14 protein-coding genes and 1 rRNA gene are annotated in these 19237 nt (G+C 51.6%); 9 read left to right on the top strand and 6 right to left on the bottom strand.

Annotation, left to right across the window (positions count from 1 at the left end):
• The first annotated feature begins 28 nt into the window (after positions 1–28).
• From A6U95_RS07555 to A6U95_RS07545, 3 genes are all read left to right on the top strand, one after another.
• Positions 29–730 carry a fimbria/pilus periplasmic chaperone gene (locus tag A6U95_RS07555; RefSeq protein WP_065684056.1) on the top strand — a complete coding sequence of 234 codons (702 nt, stop codon included), beginning with the start codon at positions 29–31 and terminating at the stop codon, positions 728–730.
• 79 nt (positions 731–809) lie between these two features.
• Positions 810–3407 (top strand): fimbria/pilus outer membrane usher protein, encoded by a 2598-nt coding sequence (locus A6U95_RS07550; protein WP_083196331.1) that lies wholly within the window; start codon positions 810–812, stop codon positions 3405–3407.
• A 57-nt stretch (positions 3408–3464) separates the two neighbouring features.
• On the top strand, positions 3465–4586 hold the full coding sequence (locus A6U95_RS07545; protein WP_083196330.1) for a fimbrial protein: 1122 nt from the start codon (positions 3465–3467) through the stop codon (positions 4584–4586).
• Positions 4587–4785: 199 nt separating this feature from the next.
• Here A6U95_RS07545 and norW read toward each other — a convergent pair whose 3' ends face one another.
• Both norW and norV read right to left on the bottom strand, forming a co-directional pair.
• Entirely contained in the window at positions 4786–5919 is a 1134-nt protein-coding gene (norW, locus tag A6U95_RS07540; RefSeq protein WP_065684055.1) for an NADH:flavorubredoxin reductase NorW, read from the bottom strand.
• Positions 5916–7376 (bottom strand): anaerobic nitric oxide reductase flavorubredoxin, encoded by a 1461-nt coding sequence (gene norV, locus A6U95_RS07535; protein WP_065684054.1) that lies wholly within the window; start codon positions 7374–7376, stop codon positions 5916–5918. Before norV ends, norW begins: the two co-directional genes overlap by 4 nt.
• Positions 7377–7538: 162 nt before the next feature.
• Between norV and norR the strand changes: the two genes are divergently transcribed.
• Entirely contained in the window at positions 7539–9059 is a 1521-nt protein-coding gene (norR, locus tag A6U95_RS07530; RefSeq protein WP_065684053.1) for a nitric oxide reductase transcriptional regulator NorR, read from the top strand.
• A 47-nt stretch (positions 9060–9106) separates the two neighbouring features.
• Here norR and A6U95_RS07525 read toward each other — a convergent pair whose 3' ends face one another.
• Complete coding sequence (locus A6U95_RS07525) at positions 9107–9700, bottom strand: NAD(P)H-dependent oxidoreductase (protein WP_065684052.1); 594 nt, start codon at positions 9698–9700, stop codon at positions 9107–9109.
• A gap of 117 nt (positions 9701–9817) precedes the next feature.
• Here A6U95_RS07525 and A6U95_RS07520 point away from each other — a divergent pair, with 117 nt between their 5' ends.
• Positions 9818–10432, top strand: a complete 615-nt coding sequence (locus tag A6U95_RS07520) for a TetR/AcrR family transcriptional regulator (protein WP_065684111.1) — start codon at positions 9818–9820, stop codon at positions 10430–10432.
• Positions 10433–10468: 36 nt separating this feature from the next.
• Entirely contained in the window at positions 10469–11002 is a 534-nt protein-coding gene (locus A6U95_RS07515; RefSeq protein ID WP_065684051.1) for a metal-dependent hydrolase, read from the top strand.
• Positions 11003–11027: 25 nt separating this feature from the next.
• On the opposite strand, the gene A6U95_RS07510 is transcribed toward A6U95_RS07515, so the two are convergent.
• The gene (locus A6U95_RS07510; RefSeq protein ID WP_065684050.1) at positions 11028–12302 is read right to left on the bottom strand and encodes a hypothetical protein; all 1275 of its coding nucleotides are present in this window, start codon (positions 12300–12302) and stop codon (positions 11028–11030) included.
• A gap of 117 nt (positions 12303–12419) precedes the next feature.
• A complete protein-coding gene (gene gltP / locus A6U95_RS07505; RefSeq protein WP_024531058.1) occupies positions 12420–13736 on the bottom strand; it encodes a glutamate/aspartate:proton symporter GltP in 1317 nt (438 codons plus the stop codon).
• 889 nt (positions 13737–14625) lie between these two features.
• Here gltP and acs point away from each other — a divergent pair.
• From acs to actP, 3 genes are all read left to right on the top strand, one after another.
• A complete protein-coding gene (gene acs, locus A6U95_RS07500; RefSeq protein WP_024484748.1) occupies positions 14626–16584 on the top strand; it encodes an acetate--CoA ligase in 1959 nt (652 codons plus the stop codon).
• Positions 16585–16775: 191 nt separating this feature from the next.
• The gene (locus tag A6U95_RS07495; RefSeq protein WP_021182245.1) at positions 16776–17087 is read left to right on the top strand and encodes a DUF485 domain-containing protein; all 312 of its coding nucleotides are present in this window, start codon (positions 16776–16778) and stop codon (positions 17085–17087) included.
• Complete coding sequence (actP, locus tag A6U95_RS07490) at positions 17084–18736, top strand: cation/acetate symporter ActP (protein WP_065684049.1); 1653 nt, start codon at positions 17084–17086, stop codon at positions 18734–18736. The genes A6U95_RS07495 and actP overlap by 4 nt, the downstream gene beginning before the upstream one ends.
• A 407-nt stretch (positions 18737–19143) precedes the next feature.
• Here the strand turns inward: actP and rrf are convergent.
• A 5S ribosomal RNA gene (gene rrf, locus A6U95_RS07485) occupies positions 19144–19237 on the bottom strand; the annotation flags it as partial.

The raw sequence follows: 19237 nt of genomic DNA, 5'->3' as shown, positions 1-19237 counted from the left end.
TCCCAAATAATCTACTTCAGGAGACTTTATGCGTTTTCCCTTTCAAAACATTTTACGAGTAGCTGGCTTGGCCGTGGTGGCCCTCTTCAGTACTCATAGTTTGGCAAGTATTGTGATTAATGGGACACGAGTTATTTACCCTTCTGATCAAAAAGAGGTCAGCGTCAGACTTGATAATACGGGTAATTCTCCCGTGTTGATCCAAAGCTGGTTGGATACGGGTGATATTAATGCCAAACCGGCAGCGATTAAGGTTCCCTTTATACTGAGCCCCCCAATAAACCGAGTAGAAGGAGGAAAAGGCCAGACGTTACGGATTAGTTACTCAGGGGGGGCGTTACCCATGGATAAAGAGTCGGTATTTTGGCTCAACGTACTAGAGGTGCCCGCCAAAAAACAGGCAAAACCTGATGAAAACTACCTGCAAATGGCGTTCCGCTCGCGCATTAAAGTGTTTTATCGCCCAGCAGGATTAGCGGGTAACGCAAATGATGCCGCTCAGGCAGTCACGTGGAGCGTAAAAGGCAGTAGCCTGCAGGCGTTCAACCCAACACCCTATTATGTGTCTTTTGTCAGCCTGACGGTAAATGGCAAAAAAATTGAAGGCGAGATGGTAGCACCAAGATCTGCCCTAACCTTGGCAATACCTGCTAATAAGGGGAATACAGTGAGCGGTGAATTTGTTAACGACTACGGCGCCATTAATTCATTTAACACCGAAATTAAATAGCCTTGATTTAAGTTATACGCGTAATTTCTTTAACTAGTCATCCATCAATATTCAGTAAGCCATCTTCAAGAGAGTTATCATGTTAAAAGCTTTACCCCACGGCTTGAAGAGTCAATTATCACCTTTAGCCCTTGTTATTTTCTCGACTTTTTTTGTTGGTAGTGCAAATGCTAATACTGTTGCCATAGCGCCTCAAGAAGATACCCAGGGTGTTGAGTTTGATGCTTTTTTCCTGAAAATTGATGACGAGGCGTCGGTTGACCTAAGCCGTTTTACCCACGGTGCCTCTGCACTACCAGGGATATACCGCACTGCGATATATGTCAACAATGTGCTAGTCGATAATAAAGAAATTGAATTTAAGTCACGTGAAGACAAATCGGTTTATCCATGTTTGACCACTGAAATAATAAAAAACATCGCCTTTGATTATGAGAAATTACCGGCGGAAGTTTTAAACACTACAGATACAGCAGTGCAATGTGTCGATCTGCAACGTAAATTACCTGACGCCCAAGTTAATTTTGACAGCAGCGAACAGCGTCTGGATTTACTGATCCCTCAGATTTATATGTTGAAATCAGCACGTGGCAGCGTCAGCACGGAATTGTGGGACAGCGGTATTGCTGCCCTGATGTTCGGTTATAACGTGAATGGATATTCCAGTGAGTCACGAGGCGAAACCTTTAACTCACTGTATGCCGGGGTGAACGCAGGGTTGAATATTGACGCCTGGTATTTGCGGCATAACGGTGCTTACAACTGGATGGAGAACGGGCCTGCGCAATATAGCAACCGCAACACCTATTTTCAGCGGGATATTCCGCAAATCATGGGCCGCGCAGTCGTTGGACAAGCCAATACGCACGGGCAGTTGTTTGACACCTTGCCTTTCACCGGCCTGCAACTGACCAGTGATGAACGTATGCTGCCAGGCTCACAACGCGGCTATGCGCCAGATATCAGAGGGATTGCGCGTACCAATGCCAGAGTGACGGTACGCCAGAACGATCAGGTGCTCTATGAAACCACGGTCACGCCCGGTGAGTTTCTGATCAACGATCTGTATCCAACCGGGTATGGTGGCGACCTGGAGGTGACGGTGCGTGAAGCGGACGGCACTGAGCAACGCTTCCGGGTACCCTATGCATCTGCGGCGCAACTGTTGCGCCCAGGCTCATCACACTACGCCGTTACCGCTGGCAGATTACGCAGCGACAATCTGCGTAGTAACCCCGAGCTCTATCAGTTGACCTATCAGCGTGGGTTGACCAATACCATCACCGGTTACACCGGTTTACAGGCAAGCCAGGGCTATACCGCATTGCAGGTAGGTGCTGCCGTTGGTACCCCCATCGGAGCCGTGGCTTTTGACGTCACACAGGCGAGTGCTCAGGTAGAAAATAAGGCAGATGAGCAACTTGGTAAAACCTTTAAGGGGCAGAGTTATCACCTCAGTTACAGCAAAGTGATTGCTGAAACCAATAGTAACCTGTCGCTGGCGGCGTCACGCTTCTCCTCAGACGGTTATCTGGATTTTATGACCGCCATGGAAAGCCGTGATGCGGTAACCAGGGGGGATTCTCCTGAATCGGTATCACGTGCCAAAAATCGTTTCACCGTCACGGCAGGACAGGGGCTGGCTGAAGGCTGGGGGCAGTTGAATATAAGTGGTTCAATGCAGAACTATTGGAATAGAGAAGGTAGCGAGAAGCAATTTCAGGTGGGTTACAGCAACCAATACCAGCGCTTGAGCTATAGCATCAGTGCCAACCGCAGCTATTCCAGCCTGGGAAATAACCAGAATAATTATCTGCTCAGCTTTAGCTTGCCGCTGGGTCGTGAAGACAGGATGCATACTCCTCAGTTGCGCACGGATCTTTCCCACGACAGCAGTGGCCGTTACGGCCAGCAGGTCAGTATTACCGGTACGGCAGGTGAGCAGAGTCAATTGGGTTATGCAGTAACGGCGATGAATGCCAACCAGGGAATGGGTAGCAGTGGCTCGGTCAGCGGTAGCTATAACAACTCAGCAACTGCGGTAAACGGAAGCTACGGCACAGGCAAAGGTTATAGCAGCATGGCGGCAGGTATGAGCGGGACAGTGATCGGGCATTCCGGCGGCGTGACCTTTACCCCCTATACCTCGGAGACTTATGCCCTGGTTGAAGCCAAAGGGGCGGAGGGGGCTGGTGTGTCGTCTTATCAGAACGTGACCATCGATTCCCGTGGTTATGCGCTAGTACCGTATCTGAATGCCTATCAGTTGAATGACGTCAGCATCGATCCGAAAGGCTCTTCTGCCAATGTCGAGCTGGATAACACCCGGCAGAGAGTCGTTCCTCATGCGGGTGCGGTAGTCAAAGTGAAATATGAGACCAAGAAAGGGACCCCTATTCTGATCGATGCCACATATCTAGGTGAACCATTGATCTTTGGCGCTGAGGTATTTGATAGCAAGGGCAACAGCGTCGGTTCCGTGGGGCAAGGCGGGCAAGTACATGCGCGTGTGGCGCAGGATAAAGGGCAGTTGACAGTGAAATGGGGTGAGGGGCGTGAAATGCAATGCAGCCTGGGTTACCGATTAATACCACAGGCAAAGAGCAATGCACAGAACGCTATTCAGCAATTTAACTCGGTGTGCCAAACCAGCTCAGCACAACGTGTATCAGGCTAATTGCCCCATAACAGCAGCGATAAAACCCTTTTATATAGCGGTTCGTAAGGTAGAGAAATGAGTATATTAATCAATAAAATGAGTCTGATAGCACTGCTGCTGGGTATGGCGGCAATCTATACACATAGCGCGAGTGCAGCAACCTGTTCGTTTGCTGCTGGGAATAATAGGTTGGTAGCTACGGTACCTCTGCAAGCTCAGAATATTACCGTTGGGCCGGATACGCCGAATGGAACCGTACTGCTTTCACATTATGTCGGTGGCAACGCTACAGCAGGAAACGCACTTTCGCCCACGTTTACTTGTACTTCGTCACCAACCAGTTACAGCGTACTGGCAAGATACGTGACTACCAGCACGCCAAAACCTCTATCAGCCTGGAATGGTTCACCCTATCCAGGACAGGTTTATGAAACAGGTGTACCTGGTATAGGGGCTGTCGTGTCTTATTGGGGAAGGGCATTTCCAACTGACAGACAAACCATCCCTGTTGGCAGTAATGTGCCCTTTACGGCAACGGTTGGTACAGAATTTGATCTGACATTGATTAAGATTGGGCCGGTGTCACCAGGTACGATCAGGGGTAGTGATTTACCTAGCATCTCTGTGCAAGCGACCCCAACGGGGGGCTCTCCACTGAGTTTAAACGCGATCAATTTTTCAGGTAGCATCAATATAGTGTCACAAACTTGCCAAACGCCAGATGTGAATGTAGCGATGGGAACCGTCAATATCGCTCAGAACTTTAAGGGGCCTGCTTCTGCCTCTACCTGGAAGGATGCATCAATACGTTTGACTAATTGCCCACGATTCCACGGTACCAAGTTTCAGGTAAGAAGTTATACCAGCGTGGGGAATCCAACAAGCAGCTCCACCTCTAATTCACTGGAGCTTAAATTGGCCCCCAATACCGCTATTATTGATAATGCCAAAGGGATTTTAGGGATTAAGACTGGAGCGGAAAGTGCTACGGGGGTAGGTATTCAAATGGCCTATGGTAGTGTCAATGATGCATCCCCTGCCCTGGTCAATTTTGCTGGTAGCAGAAGCTTTAACATGGTCAATAATGATGCGACCACGCAGACGTTGCCACTGGTGGCTAGATACATACAGACCGGCGATCAAATAACGCCGGGGAAAGCGGATGCGGCAGTGACCTTCATGATTAATTACTATTAAGCAGTACGGATGATCCTGGGTTGCGTAGCAGCAGTCTGTGTTACGTTGCAGAGAAAACCTTAACAGACTGTAAAATAACAATTATATTTATGAACATAGAAATATGACATTCTGCATATCCTCCGTCATCTTTAAAGAAAGCCCCGATACCGGGGCATTGCATCAGGTGGGCATCCCTACCCACCTGAACCAAACGCACTCAGGCATTCAGGGCTTTCAACAGTCCAAACACCTGCTTCATATGATCTTCACTGACGATAAACGCTCGTAGTTGTTGCTGTTGATCCCTCCCTTTGGCAATCATGCCCTGAGGATCGACGGTGATTGACCAACTCAAATCCTGGCGCTGGGTTTCACCCGCCAGATGCAGAGGCAGATCGGGCGTCTTTACCTTGACCAACATGGCGGGGAATTTCACTGGCTCGGCCATCCCCAACAGATTTTTCGCCAGAGCCATGGCGCTGAACTGGATGGGCAGCAGGAAAGGCATTAGCTGGCCATCGATTTCAGCGCAATCACCGAGCGCATAAACGTCTTTTGCCGACGTCTGCAAGTACCGATCAACCAGGATGCCCCGGTTAACCTGCAAATTAGCCTGCTGTGCCAAGGCAATATTCGGCTGTAACCCAATAGCAGAGATCACCGCATCCACCAGCAACTCGCGCCGAGGGTTCAGCGTGACCCGCATGCCATTATCTCGTGGCTCAACAGCCGTTAATTGTTGGTTGAATACCAGTTCTACGCCCATCTGCTGCAAACGCTGCTGTAAGCCACTGCTGGCCTCAACCGGCATCAGCGTCGACATCAAACTACAGGCCCTGTCGACTAGCGTCACCCGCTTGCCCGCCCGGCACATATCCATGGCCAGTTCACAGCCAATAAGTCCACCGCCCAGGATCAACACCTGTTGCGCCTGTAACAACGCCTTTTCACCGCGGCGGTATTCCTGCTGGCTGTTCAACGTCAGCATATGTTGATGGCCCGGCACTGACGGCACGATGGCCGAGGCCCCCATGGCCAGCACCAACTTATCGTATGGCCAGCACTGCTCATCGCTACTTACCGTTTTTTGCTGGGTATCCACCGCGGTGATTCGGGTGTTCGGATGCAGCGTAACGCGGTACTGTTCCGCAAAGCTGCCCGCCGTTTGCCGCGTCAATGCCTCCGCGGATTGATTCTGGCTGACGACGTGGCTCAGCTCTGGTTTGTTGTACTCATCGCAGCTGTCCGCAGCAATCAGGCTAATCGGCACGTTAGCGTCTTGCTTGCGCAGGCTTTTAACCAACTGGCGGGCCGCAAATCCAGAGCCAACGATCAGGATACCGTGATTCATTTGGCCTCCGGCTTCAATGTGTCAAAGACCTCTTTACCCATCGCACATTCCGGGCAGAGAAAATCGTCTGGCACGTTTTGCCAAGCCGTTCCTGGAGCAACATCCTGCATCGGCTCACCTTGCTGCGGATCGTAAACCCACAGGCAGACGCTGCACTGCATGCATGGCCCCAAATCGGCGCTTTCAGTACTTAGGGGGGCCGGAGTGGTTGATGCCACTGTGGGGGTATCTGTGGAAACCGTTTTCCCTGTTGGCAGAGGAGAAATGGCCCATTGGCGGGCGATATCGCGGCCATGCTGACGACAAATTTCCAACGTATTACCATCGGGCCGCCATTTGGCCTTTAACGCCAGCGTAGTTTCAAAACCACCGTCCATTAACCGGGTCTGGATACGATCGACGGCCCCACCATTCCAACCATAGCTGCCAAAAGCCGAGGCTTTTTTGTTGCGAAAGCGCAGGCCTGTAAGCTCTTCCAATAGCCCGGCAACCTTTGGCATCATCACGTTATTCATGGTCGATGAGCCAACCAGGATCCCTTTGGAGCGAAAGACGTTAGTCAGGATCTCGTTTTTATCATGGCGCGCCACGTTGAAGATTTTTACCGCCACGCGGGGATCGATTTCATTGATCCCCTGCGCAATGGCATCCGCCATCATGCGCGTATTATTCGACATGGTGTCGTAGAAAATGGTGATGCGATCTTCTTGGTAGTCTGCTGCCCACTCCAGATAGCGTTGCACAATTTGCGTTGGGTTATCGCGCCACACCACGCCATGCGAAGTGGCAATCATATCCACCGGCAAATTAAACCCGAGAATTTCGGTGATTTTTGGCGTGACCAAGCGGCTGAAGGGAGTCAGGATATTGGCGTAATAACGTTGGCATTGTTCGAACAGTTCATTCTGATCGACCTCGTCGTTAAACAGATGCTCATCGCAATAGTGCTGGCCAAAAGCGTCGTTGCTGAACAGCACCGCATCACCGGTGATATAGGTCATCATGCTGTCTGGCCAATGCAACATCGGGGTTTCGACAAAGATCAGCTGCTTGCCATTGCCGATATCCAGACTGTCACCGGTATGCACCACCTGGAAATTCCACTCGGGATGGTGGTGATGGCCATTTATTGAGTCAATGCCATTTGCGGTACAGTAAATCGGCGTATTGGGGATCTGTGCCATAAGTTCGCTGAGCGCACCGGCATGGTCTTCTTCCGCATGGTTGATAATGATGTAGTCCAGCGTTTGCAGATCGATCTCGGCCGACAGATTTTGGACAAACTCGCGGCTGAACTTGTGATCCACCGTATCAATCAATACCGTTTTTTCCTCACGGATCAGATAACTGTTATAACTGCTGCCCTTCAGGGTCTTATATTCCGTGCCGTGAAAATCACGTACTTCCCAATCACGTTGCCCGACCCACTGGATGTTGTTTTTTACCTGGATTGCCATGCTCGTTACCTTGCGATTAATCATTACGTTGAGATAGTGGTATTGAGCAAAGGGCATGCCAGTTTTTATTTTATTGTTTTATATCTATTTTTTAATAATTGATGTCAAATTGACATCAGGATAAAATTGTCTTTATGACAATCCAGTGTCGGAATGACAATCATGCCTCTCTCGATCCAGTCGCTCGCCACCATCGCAATAGACTTACAAAATGGCCTCACACAGCGCGATCGCTTCCAATTTTTAATCAATAGCTTAAGAACGCTGTTACGTTGCGATGCCTCCGCTTTGCTACGCTTTGAAGGGCAACAGTTCCGCCCCTTGGCCATTGATGGCCTGGCGCCAGATGTATTGGGCCGCCGTTTCGCTCTTGACGCACATCCTAGGCTGGAAGCCATCGCTCGTGCTGGCAACCTGGTACGTTTCCCGTCTGACAGCGATTTACCCGATCCCTACGACGGCTTGATCCCCGGCCATGGCCAATTGAAAGTGCATGCCTGCATCGGATTACCCCTGTTCGCGGGGCAGGATTTAATCGGTGCCTTAACCTTCGATAGCATGAACCCGCAGCAGTTCGATCGCTTCAGTGACGAAGAGCTCCGGTTGATTGGCGCACTGGCCGCTGGTGCACTCAATAACGCTCTGCTGGTGGAGATGTTGGAAAAACAGTCGCTGTCACCGTTGGCAGAACAACACATCAACAGTGCCAAGCACAGCGATGAGATGATTGGGCTTTCACCGCTCGTCCGCCAACTGAAACAGGAAATCGGTATCGTGGCCAACTCCGATCTCAACGTGTTGATTACAGGTGAAACCGGGGTGGGGAAGGAACTGGTGGCGCAAGCCATTCATCGAAAATCATCGCGAGCCGCCAAGCCAATGGTGTATCTCAACTGCGCCGCACTGCCGGAAAACGTCGCAGAAAGTGAGCTATTCGGCCACGTCAAAGGCGCGTTTACCGGAGCCATCCAACATCGTATCGGTAAGTTTGAGTTGGCCGATGAGGGAACCTTGTTCCTCGACGAGATTGGAGAGCTCTCTCTTTCTCTGCAAGCCAAGTTGCTGCGGGTGATCCAATATGGCGACCTGCAACGCGTTGGCGATGACCGGGTGAAGCGCGTCAACGTGCGCATTCTGGCCGCGACCAACCGTGATCTTAAACAAGCGGCGGTTGACGGGGTGTTCAGGATAGATTTGTACCACCGGCTGAGCGTATTCCCCATCGCCGTGCCTCCCTTGCGTGAGCGCACTGGTGATATAGCCCTGCTTGCTGGTTTCTTCTGCGAGCGTTGCCGTATCAAGCTGGGTCTGTCGCAATTAACTCTTACCTCGGCGGCGTTATCTACGCTGGAGCAGTATCCGTGGCCAGGTAACGTTCGCGAACTGGAGCACGCTATTTACCGAGCCGCGATAGTAGCGCGCGCGACGCAAAACCACGCCGATCTGGAGCTGCTGCCTACGCACCTTAATGTAAACGTGGAACCCATGGCGGAAAGGATTAATAACGACATCTACGAGCCAGTAACAGAAGCCGATCTGGCCACGATGACCCAACAATTTCAACGCGATGTGATCCAGAAAACGCTGGAAAGCTGCGATAGAAATTGGGCGGCCACGGCGCGTAAACTTAGTCTGGATAGTGGGAATCTGCACCGCCTGGCAAAACGGCTGGGAATTAAATGATCGCTGCCAAGTTTGGCCCTCAATGGTTTGAGGGCCAGCTAGTTCCTTTATGCTGACCGGAAGATGCCGTTGCCAATGTTACGCGCTGCATCGAGGTAAGCCTTAGGCTCCCCCAGTTCTGGCAGCAGGAGCATTTCAGATGTCTTAACCGAAGCGCCACAATAATCAAAAATACCGTGTGTTATCTGCGCGTTAAAGGCATCGGTAAAACCATGCCGGTCATAGACGCCTTTGCTTGCCGCCCCCAGGGCAACCAGATGAACCGGTAAATGCCCCAGTTTTTTGACCACTGCCCCATCTGCCGTCTCTTCATAAGCCCAGCCATTGGAAAACACGCGGTCTACCCACCCCTTAAGCAAGGCAGGCATACTCCACCAGTAGATTGGGAACACCAGAACCAGGGCATCCGCACCATCAATTCGTGCCTGTTCTGCCAGAATATCCGCTGGAACGGTGGCCGTTTTTAAAAATGCGGCGATATCAGCGGCACCGTACACCGGATTGAAACCTTCCTGGGTAAGATCGGCAATTTCAAACGTATGGGCGGGCTCGGCTGCCGTTATCCCTTCGGCAATGGCTGCTGCAACACCATGAGTTAATGACGTATCGAGAGGATGAGACACAACGATTAGCGCGTGCATTGGGGCGGCTCCTATTGTCAGGGCAAGGTATAAAACGTACTCTATATACCAACAGTAAGTTACCGTCGGTAAGTTACCTTTAGTATATAGCGCTGTCAACGGGTAAATATTGCCATGATCTCCAAACCACATTCACGAGTTCGGCTATCGAGAGAAGAGCGTTATCAGCAGTTGCTGACAACCGCATGGGAAATCATTAATGAAGAAGGTACCGAAGCGCTGACGCTCGGCCACCTGGCAGAACGCTCGGGCGTCACCAAGCCGGTAGTGTATGATCACTTCACCAACCGTTCGGGCCTGTTTGCCGCGCTGTATCAAGAGTTTGATAGTCGTCAAACTGCGCGGATGGATGAAGCTATCCAGAATACCAAGCCGGAGCTAGAAGCCTTATCCTCGGTCATTGCCACTTCCTACATTGAGTGCGTGTTGCTACAAGGCCGTGAGATGCCTAGCGTCATGGCTGCACTAGCCGGTACTCCCGAGCTTGAGAAAATCAGGAATGATTACGCCGTGGTGTTCATCGAGAAATGCCGCCAGATCTTTGCCCCCTTCTGCTGCGATAACCAGCTTCAGGACGCCGCGCTATGGGGTATGCTCGGCTCTGCGGAAGGGCTATCCTACGCCACCAGCTGTGGTGCGATTACGGCAGCCCAGGCTAAGGAAGAGTTATTCGGCATCATTATTTCGATGGTGCAGCGAAGTGGCGATCGGCCGGATATGGCTATGCCATAATAAGCAAATTGTTACCCCTCATCATGGAAGAGAGTTATGCCGACGATCTTTACCCACGCCGCAGTGCCGTTATGCCTTGGTTTAGGGCTGGGCCAGAAAATCATACCGCCCCGCTTGCTGCTCGCTGGCGTGGTTCTTTCTATGCTGCCGGATGCCGACGTATTAGCGTTTAAATTCGGCGTGGCTTACGGCAATCAGTTTGGTCATCGCGGTTTCACGCATTCACTGCTGTTTGCATTCCTGATGCCTAGCTTGGCACTGCTGTTCTACCGCTGGTTCAAGGCTAACCCCGTCAAGACCTGGTTGTTCCTGTTTATCTCGCTGTTATCCCATAGTTTGCTGGATTCGGTGACAACAGGAGGCAAAGGCGTCGGCTGGCTGTGGCCATGGAGTGACGAGCGTTTCTTTGCGCCCTGGCAGGTGATCCGCGTAGCGCCGTTTAGCCTCGAGAAATACCTGACTCCTGCTGGGCATGCGGTGATCATGTCGGAATTACTGTGGGTTTGGTTGCCAGGAGCCATCTTGATGACCGGCATGATAGCGCTGCGTAAGTTCATGCAGCGCAAGTGAGAGATTGATTAGGTTGGTAAGCGGCTTAACCGACAAAATCAATTCTGGTCAGCATCAGCGTGCCTTGTTGCAGAGTAAACTCTACACGCATACCTCCCTCACAGGCTTCTGACAACCCAGGGATCAGCAGGTTGGAACCCGTGCCGATAAATACGGCAAGCGTTCCGTCCTCAAAATCACCCGAGCCGACCGAATCGCAGGTGCCTTCAACCAGCACTTTCTTCGCCCCATCATTGTAATAGAACTGCCCGTTCTCCTCTGCTGGGAAGTATTTTCTGGCCTGCTCCAGCGGGGTTAATGAATTCACACGGAAATCAGTCACCTGCTTTTTAGTGAGGTTGACCCCCAGCAGCGGTATTTCCTTCAGACCATCCCTGATTTGCTGCGCATAGTGGTCAAACAACGCAGGGGTAATGCTCTGTTGATGTTCATCAGGCGTTCCTGCCAGGAAGGTGTCAGCGACGTTATCAAGTGGGAAGACAATATGCGCCTTTAAATAGGCCATATCGGCCGTCTTGAACGCCTGTTGGAATAGCTGGAACTGGGTGAGCATCTCAACCTTGAGGTCGTCATCGATCTCCTGAGGAGCCACCGAGAGGAGTGGCTGCTTCACTGCATCCAACAGCTTTTGTTCGGTGATCGCCGAGGCTGGCCCACTGAAGTTGCACTTCTCCACGGTCTTGCTCTCAACCATCAGCGCCTGCCACTCTGCCTTGGCATCTTTGGCCATAACAGCATCGTAGTAATTCATCCCTTGCCGATCCTGGCTCTCTTCCCCTTCCAGTCGCCCGCAGAAATACGCCATCTTGCCGGTTGAGCACAGGTGAGAAACCACAAATCTGGGTTGGGCAATCCCCCCTTGATAACTGCGCCGGACCGCGTCCAGCAACGGTTTACGCTCCGCATCATAAAGGCCGACGTTTTGGCACCCGTTCGCTGCGGGTTCATCTTGAATAGTGCTATGGCATTGGGCCTGCGCCGGTGAGTCGACATAGGAGTCAAAATTGCTCACCGTCGTCCAGAAGCCTTCCGCTGACTGCTGCAATTCACGATCGTAGACCACCGTTTTGCCGTTAATTTTGGCACTACCGCTGCCGTCATTGGTTTTAGCGGTGGCACAGAAATAGGCCTGCGAGCCGGAAACGCTCAGCTGTTTAACCACAAACTGGATATCGGTGGGATAACCGATATTGGCACGCATCTGATCCAGAATGACACGCCGTAGCGGATCGTTGGCATCCAGCGTCTGCCCTTGAACATAGGGGGATAACAGCACCAGCAACAGCGCATATCTTTTCATGGGGCAAATCTCATCCTGAGCAGGCCTTACAGAGAGCGCCAGTATTGAAGGAATTTAGCCATCATTCAATAAAAAAACCCGCCGACGGCGGGTTTTGAGAGCAAGAGATAGAGCGACTTAAGCCTGATTGGCAGGAGTCACTTTACTGGCCAGGAACTCTTGTTCATAAGCCAGCGACTTTTTACGATCGAACTGGTGTTCCCATTTGGCAATCACCAAGACCGCCAGCGCATTGCCCACCACGTTCAGAGCCGTACGCGCCATATCGAGGATACGGTCAACGCCGGCGATAAACGCCAAACCTTCCAGCGGAATACCCACGCTGCCCAAGGTCGCCAACAGCACCACAAAGGAGACACCCGGCACACCGGCAATCCCTTTTGAGGTCACCATCAGCGTCAGAACCAGAATGATCTCTTGCCCCAGCGACAGCTCAATACCGTATAGCTGTGCAATAAAGATAGCGGCAATACTCTGGTACAACGTAGAACCATCCAGATTGAAAGAGTAGCCGGTAGGCACCACGAAACTGGTGATGGATTTTGGCGCTCCGTAGGCCTCCATCTTTTCGATAATGCGCGGCAACACGGTTTCCGAACTGGCCGTTGAGTAAGCCAGGATCAGCTCTTCTTTCAAGATGCGGATCAACGTCCAGATACGCAGGTTACACAGTCGCGCAACGGCCCCCAGAACCACCAAACCAAAAAAGGCGATGGCGAAGTAAACCAGCACCACCAGCTTGGCCAACGGCAAGAGCGAAGCAAAACCGAAGTTGGCTACCGTGACCGAGATCAGGCCAAATACCCCGACTGGGGCGTAACGCATGATCATGTGGGTCACTTTGAACATGCTCTCAGCCACCGCTTTGAACACCTTCAGCAACGGCTCTTTGGTCTCTTTCGGCAAGGAAGACAGCCCCAGCCCAAATAGCACCGAGAAGAAGATGATCGGCAACATGTCGCCTTTGACCATCGACGAGAACACGTTAGAAGGAATTAACGAAAGGATGGTGGCCACCAGGCTATGTGAGCCGCTTTGCACCTGTTCCGTCGTTTTTTCATACTGTGAGATGTCGACCGCGGTCAGCGCCGACATGTCAATGCCGTGCCCGGGTTGAAAAACATTAGCCAATGTCACACCCACGACGATCGCGATGGTGGTGATCACTTCAAAATAGATAATGGTTTTCAATCCAATGCGGCCCAGCTTTTTGGTATCGCCAATACCGGCAATACCGACGATCAGCGTGGAAATAACAATAGGCACCACGATCATCTTGATCAAACGAATAAAGATATCACCGGCGGGGCTCAATATATTACTGACCATCCACTCACGTGATTCTGTTTGATTATGCAGCACTGCGCCCAGGATAATACCCAATACCAACGCGATCAGGATTTGCCAGGCCAGGCTGATTTTTACATTTTTCATACCCAAAAAGTCCTCAAAGACTCCGTGCCAACGTGTTAAAAAGCACCTAGGCTCCGGAAGGAATACTTAATCATTTATTGCAGGCTTATGTTTGTGAACCTCTGCGCCAACTGCCCTTGGTGTAACGCAGTATGAATCTGTACCATCTGAAGGCGGGCTTCTGCAAGCCTTGTTTCATCTCTGTTTTGTCCGTTTCACCAGCAAAAAACCAACAAACAAAAAACGTATCGAAACATAATTACTTGTTCTAAAAAACATAATTTTAGCTTGAGCGGAACAATAGCCGATAGGATAGGATGATTTTTAACCCAAATAAAAGTGCGTGATTTGTCATTTCATTTGCATATTTAGTCTAAAAAAATGTTTCTTTATTGTTAATGAAAGGTTTTATAAAAGAAAATAAAGTCATCATCTGAGACCCTTTAATAGACCAAGACAACTCTCGATATGATTCACATAACTAATAAATAACCACAAAATCATTCACCAGACCTCTTGTTTGTATTTTCAAAAAAACCAACATAATAAAGGCAGAAAAAATAAGCCTCCGACAGGTTGGGGTTAACAATTGCGCTGAGTATTTATAGCAGCCCTTAATAAGATCCCATTCGCTGTAAAATATCACCTCGGCCTTATTGTTTCCTGCCCCCTCAAGCCGATGCCTCACGCTTAATATTTTTAGTTATCTAAAAACTTTTTTAACAGAAATACGCCCATTACCGTCTTTTCACCGTCAACCAAACAGTTACACAACACAATTACGACAGTAACTATTACAAATCAACATCTTCGTTGCGTGATCTGCCGCCCAAAAAAGAAACAAACCGTCATGGCAAACTATACTTAACCATCAGTTGACATATCATTAACAATTCTAAGGAGAAAAACCATGAGCCAACTGCACAAACACGCCATTCCTTCTGCAATTGCAGATCGTGCCCTGATCAATCCGGAGCAATACCAGCAGTATTATCAACAATCTGTACAAGACCCAGCGGCATTCTGGGGCGAGCACGGCAAGATCCTCGATTGGATCAAGCCCTATACCTCAGTGAAGAACACTTCTTTCGATCCTGGTCATATCAGCATCCGCTGGTTTGAAGACGGTACCCTTAACCTGGCGGCGAACTGCCTGGACCGCCACTTGGCCGAACGCGGCGACCAAACCGCCATCATCTGGGAAGGTGACGATCCTACCCAATCAGCCAAAGTGACTTACAAACAGCTGCACCACGATGTCTGCCAGTTCGCCAACGTGCTGAAAAAGCTCGGGGTGAAAAAAGGCGATGTGGTGGCCATCTATATGCCAATGGTGCCTGAAGCCGCCGTCGCCATGCTGGCCTGTGCGCGCATTGGCGCCGTGCACTCGGTGATCTTTGGAGGCTTTTCCCCAGAAGCCGTAGCGGGCCGTATTATCGACTCCAACTCCAAACTGGTGATCACCGCTGATGAAGGGCTGCGTGCTGGTCGCGCGGTACCGCTGAAAAAGAACGTCGATGATGCGCTGAAGAACCCAGGGGTGAAAAGCGTCAACAACGTAGTGGTCTTCCAACGCACCGGTAAGCCGGGCTACTGGCAAGAAGGGCGCGACCTCTGGTGGCATGAGCTGACCGAAGGCGTATCTGCCGACTGCCCACCGGAAGAGATGAACGCGGAAGATCCGCTGTTTATCCTCTATACCTCCGGATCAACCGGCAAACCGAAAGGCGTGGTACATACCACCGGGGGCTATCTGGTTTACGCCGCGCTGACCTTCAAATACGTCTTTGATTACCACGATGGCGATGTCTATTGGTGCACCGCCGACGTGGGCTGGGTTACCGGCCATAGCTACCTGTTATATGGCCCATTGGCCTGCGGTGCCATTACGCTGATGTTTGAAGGCGTGCCGAACTACCCAGGCGTAAACCGTCTGTCACAGGTAGTGGATAAGCATCAGGTCAATATCCTGTATACCGCACCAACGGCAATCCGCGCCCTGATGGCCGAAGGCGACAAAGCAATCGAAGGCACCAAACGCGATTCGCTGCGCATTATGGGTTCCGTGGGTGAGCCCATCAACCCAGAGGCCTGGGAGTGGTATTACAACAAGATTGGTAACGCAAAATGCCCGATCGTTGATACCTGGTGGCAAACCGAAACCGGTGGCTTCATGATCACCCCGCTACCAGGTGCTACCGAGCTGAAGGCTGGCTCCGCCACTCGCCCATTCTTTGGCGTGCAACCGGCATTGGTCGACAATATGGGCACACCGCAGGAAGGCGCCTGCGAAGGCAACCTGGTGATCACCGATTCTTGGCCGGGCCAGGCTCGAACTCTGTACGGTGACCATGACCGCTTCGAGCAAACCTACTTCTCTACCTTTAAAGGCATGTACTTCAGCGGTGACGGCGCACGCCGTGACGAAGATGGCTATTACTGGATCACGGGGCGTGTCGATGACGTGCTGAACGTTTCCGGCCACCGTCTGGGCACCGCCGAAATTGAATCCGCATTGGTATCTCACCCCAAAATTGCCGAGGCCGCGGTGGTGGGTATTCCGCATAACATCAAGGGTCAGGCGATTTATGCCTATATCACCCTGAATCATGGGGAAGAGCCAACGCCGGAACTGTATGCCGAAGTGCGTAACTGGGTGCGTAAGGAAATCGGGCCGATTGCCACGCCTGACATTCTCCATTGGACCGACTCTTTGCCAAAAACGCGGTCTGGCAAAATTATGCGGCGTATTCTGCGCAAAATTGCCGCCGGTGATACCAGCAACCTGGGGGATACCTCAACGCTGGCGGATCCGGCAGTAGTCGAAAAGCTGTTGGAAGAGAAACAATCAATGAAAGTTCCATCCTAATCCGCGCTGCCTCCGGCCGTTCGTCTGCCATGCGCAGCTGAACGGCCTGTATACCTGAAAGCTTTCAACTGCAGTAAAGCCGATCCCAGACATTTGGCTGGGATGGGTGAAGGTGGCCCGCAGAGCGCCAATTTGCCAGCTGGAAGGGTATCGCGTGGCGTACTTGTTCAATACCTATTGGAGAAACTCGGATGAATGAAGATATTTATCAAAGGATTGAAGAAAACCCGCGCTTTCAGGAGCTGGTGCAAAAGCGCAGCCGTTTCGCCTGGCTCCTGTCACTGATCACACTCGCGCTGTACGTCGGCTTTATCTTACTGATCGCCTTCGATCCTCAGTGGCTGGGGACTCCACTCGGCCCCGGATTAACCATTACCCGTGGGATCCCGGTTGGTGTGGGGTTGATCGTGATTTCTTTCGTGTTAACCGGGATCTACGTTTACCGTGCCAACGGTGAATTTGATCGCCTGAATGCTGAAATCCTGCGCGAGGTGAAGCAATGAAGCGCCTACTTTCAGCTGCCACACTATTGGCCCTGCCAGGCCTAAGCTATGCCGATGCCATTGGTGGCGCAGTGCAGCGCCAACCACTGAACATCCAGGCCATCATCATGTTCCTGCTGTTCGTAGGTGCCACCCTTTACATCACCTACTGGGCTTCCAAACGTACCCGCTCTCGTCAGGATTACTACACCGCTGGCGGGCGCATCACCGGGTTGCAAAACGGCCTGGCTATCGCTGGCGACTTTATGTCTGCAGCATCGTTCCTCGGTATCTCCGCGCTGGTCTATACATCCGGCTATGATGGGTTGATTTATTCCATCGGCTTCCTGATTGGCTGGCCAATCATATTGTTTCTGATTGCCGAGCGGCTACGTAACCTTGGCCGATATACCTTCGCCGACGTGGCCTCTTACCGCCTGAAACAGAAGCCGATCCGCTCACTTTCAGCCTGTGGTTCCCTAGTGGTGGTAGCGCTGTATCTGATCGCCCAGATGGTGGGCGCGGGCAAATTGATCCAGCTGCTATTCGGCCTCAATTATCACGTCGCCGTTATCTTGGTCGGTATATTGATGGTGCTGTATGTCCTGTTCGGTGGCATGCTGGCTACCACCTGGGTGCAAATCATCAAGGCCGTGCTGCTGTTGGCTGGTGCCAGCTTTATGGCGCTGATGGTCATGAAATCCGTCAACTTTGACTTCAATACCCTGTTTGCCGAAGCCGTGAAGGTGCATCCGAAAGGGCTTGCCATTATGAGCCCGGGCGGACTGGTCTCCGACCCTATATCCGCCCTATCCCTGGGTCTGGCATTGATGTTCGGTACCGCTGGCTTGCCACATATCCTGATGCGTTTCTTCACCGTTAGCGATGCCAAAGAAGCGCGTAAGAGCGTGTTCTATGCCACCGGCTTTATCGGTTACTTCTATATCCTGACCTTTATTATCGGTTTCGGTGCAATCCTGCTGGTCAGTGCCAATCCGGCCTTCAAGGATGCCAGTGGGGCATTGCTGGGTGGTAACAACATGGCGGCGGTGCATTTGGCTAACGCGGTGGGGGGTAACTTCTTCCTTGGCTTTATCTCTGCGGTGGCCTTTGCCACGATCCTGGCGGTAGTTGCCGGGCTAACCTTGGCGGGTGCTTCTGCGGTTTCTCACGATCTCTATGCCTGCGTCATCAAGAATGGCAAGGCGACCGAGCGTGATGAGCTGAAAGTTTCCAAAATCACCGTGGTGTTGCTCGGGGTGGTAGCTATCGCGCTGGGGATCCTTTTTGAGAAGCAGAACATCGCCTTTATGGTGGGGCTGGCATTCTCCATTGCGGCCAGCTGTAACTTCCCAATCATCATTCTTTCCATGTACTGGTCACGCCTGACCACGCGCGGGGCAATGATCGGCGGGTGGCTTGGTCTGTTAACCGCAGTGATCCTGATGATCCTGGGCCCGACTATTTGGGTGCAGATCCTCGGCCATGCCAAACCGATTTACCCTTACGAATATCCGGCGCTGTTCTCTATGTTGGTCGCCTTTATCGGTACCTGGTTCTTCTCTGTGACCGACAATTCGTTGGTTGGGCAGCAAGAACGCGTGAAATTCCGTTCCCAGTTTGTACGTTCACAAACCGGGCTGGGGATTTCGCAGGGGAGTGCACACTAAGGTGTTGATTTGGGCTGAGGTTGACTCGGCCCTTCTGCAAAGAGTTAGCCTGCTGGGTCTTCCGGCAGGTTAATTTGTCAGAGCGAGTCATACCCTTCCCCTCACCCTCTACCCCAGGAGAGGGAACAGCTCGAGCCCGCTGACATTCCCCCATCTTTCTTCTTACCCATCACTACCGAAGCGGTACAGGCTCATCAACGGCTCCATTCAAATCCCCCACTTCCCGAAGCAGTACGGGCTCATCCACGATGCCGGACGGCTCCCTCTCCCCCTTCACCAGTGTTCAGGATGTTCTCGGTTGGTACTCTGGGAGAGGGTTGGGGTGAGGGGCTTTCACTGCCATTTTCTGTTTTTGACCCATAGCAAAAAGCCCCATGCTTTCGCATGAGGCTTTCTACTTAATTGATGCCTGGCAGTGTCCTACTCTCGCATGGGGAGACCCCACACTACCATCGGCGCTACGGCGTTTCACTTCTGAGTTCGGCATGGGGTCAGGTGGGA

Origin of the sequence: Serratia sp. 14-2641, from assembly GCF_001692375.1 — a bacterium.
GTDB classification, from domain to species: Bacteria; Pseudomonadota; Gammaproteobacteria; order Enterobacterales; family Enterobacteriaceae; genus Chania; species Chania fonticola_C.
This window is presented reverse-complemented; position numbering and strand designations above follow the sequence as displayed.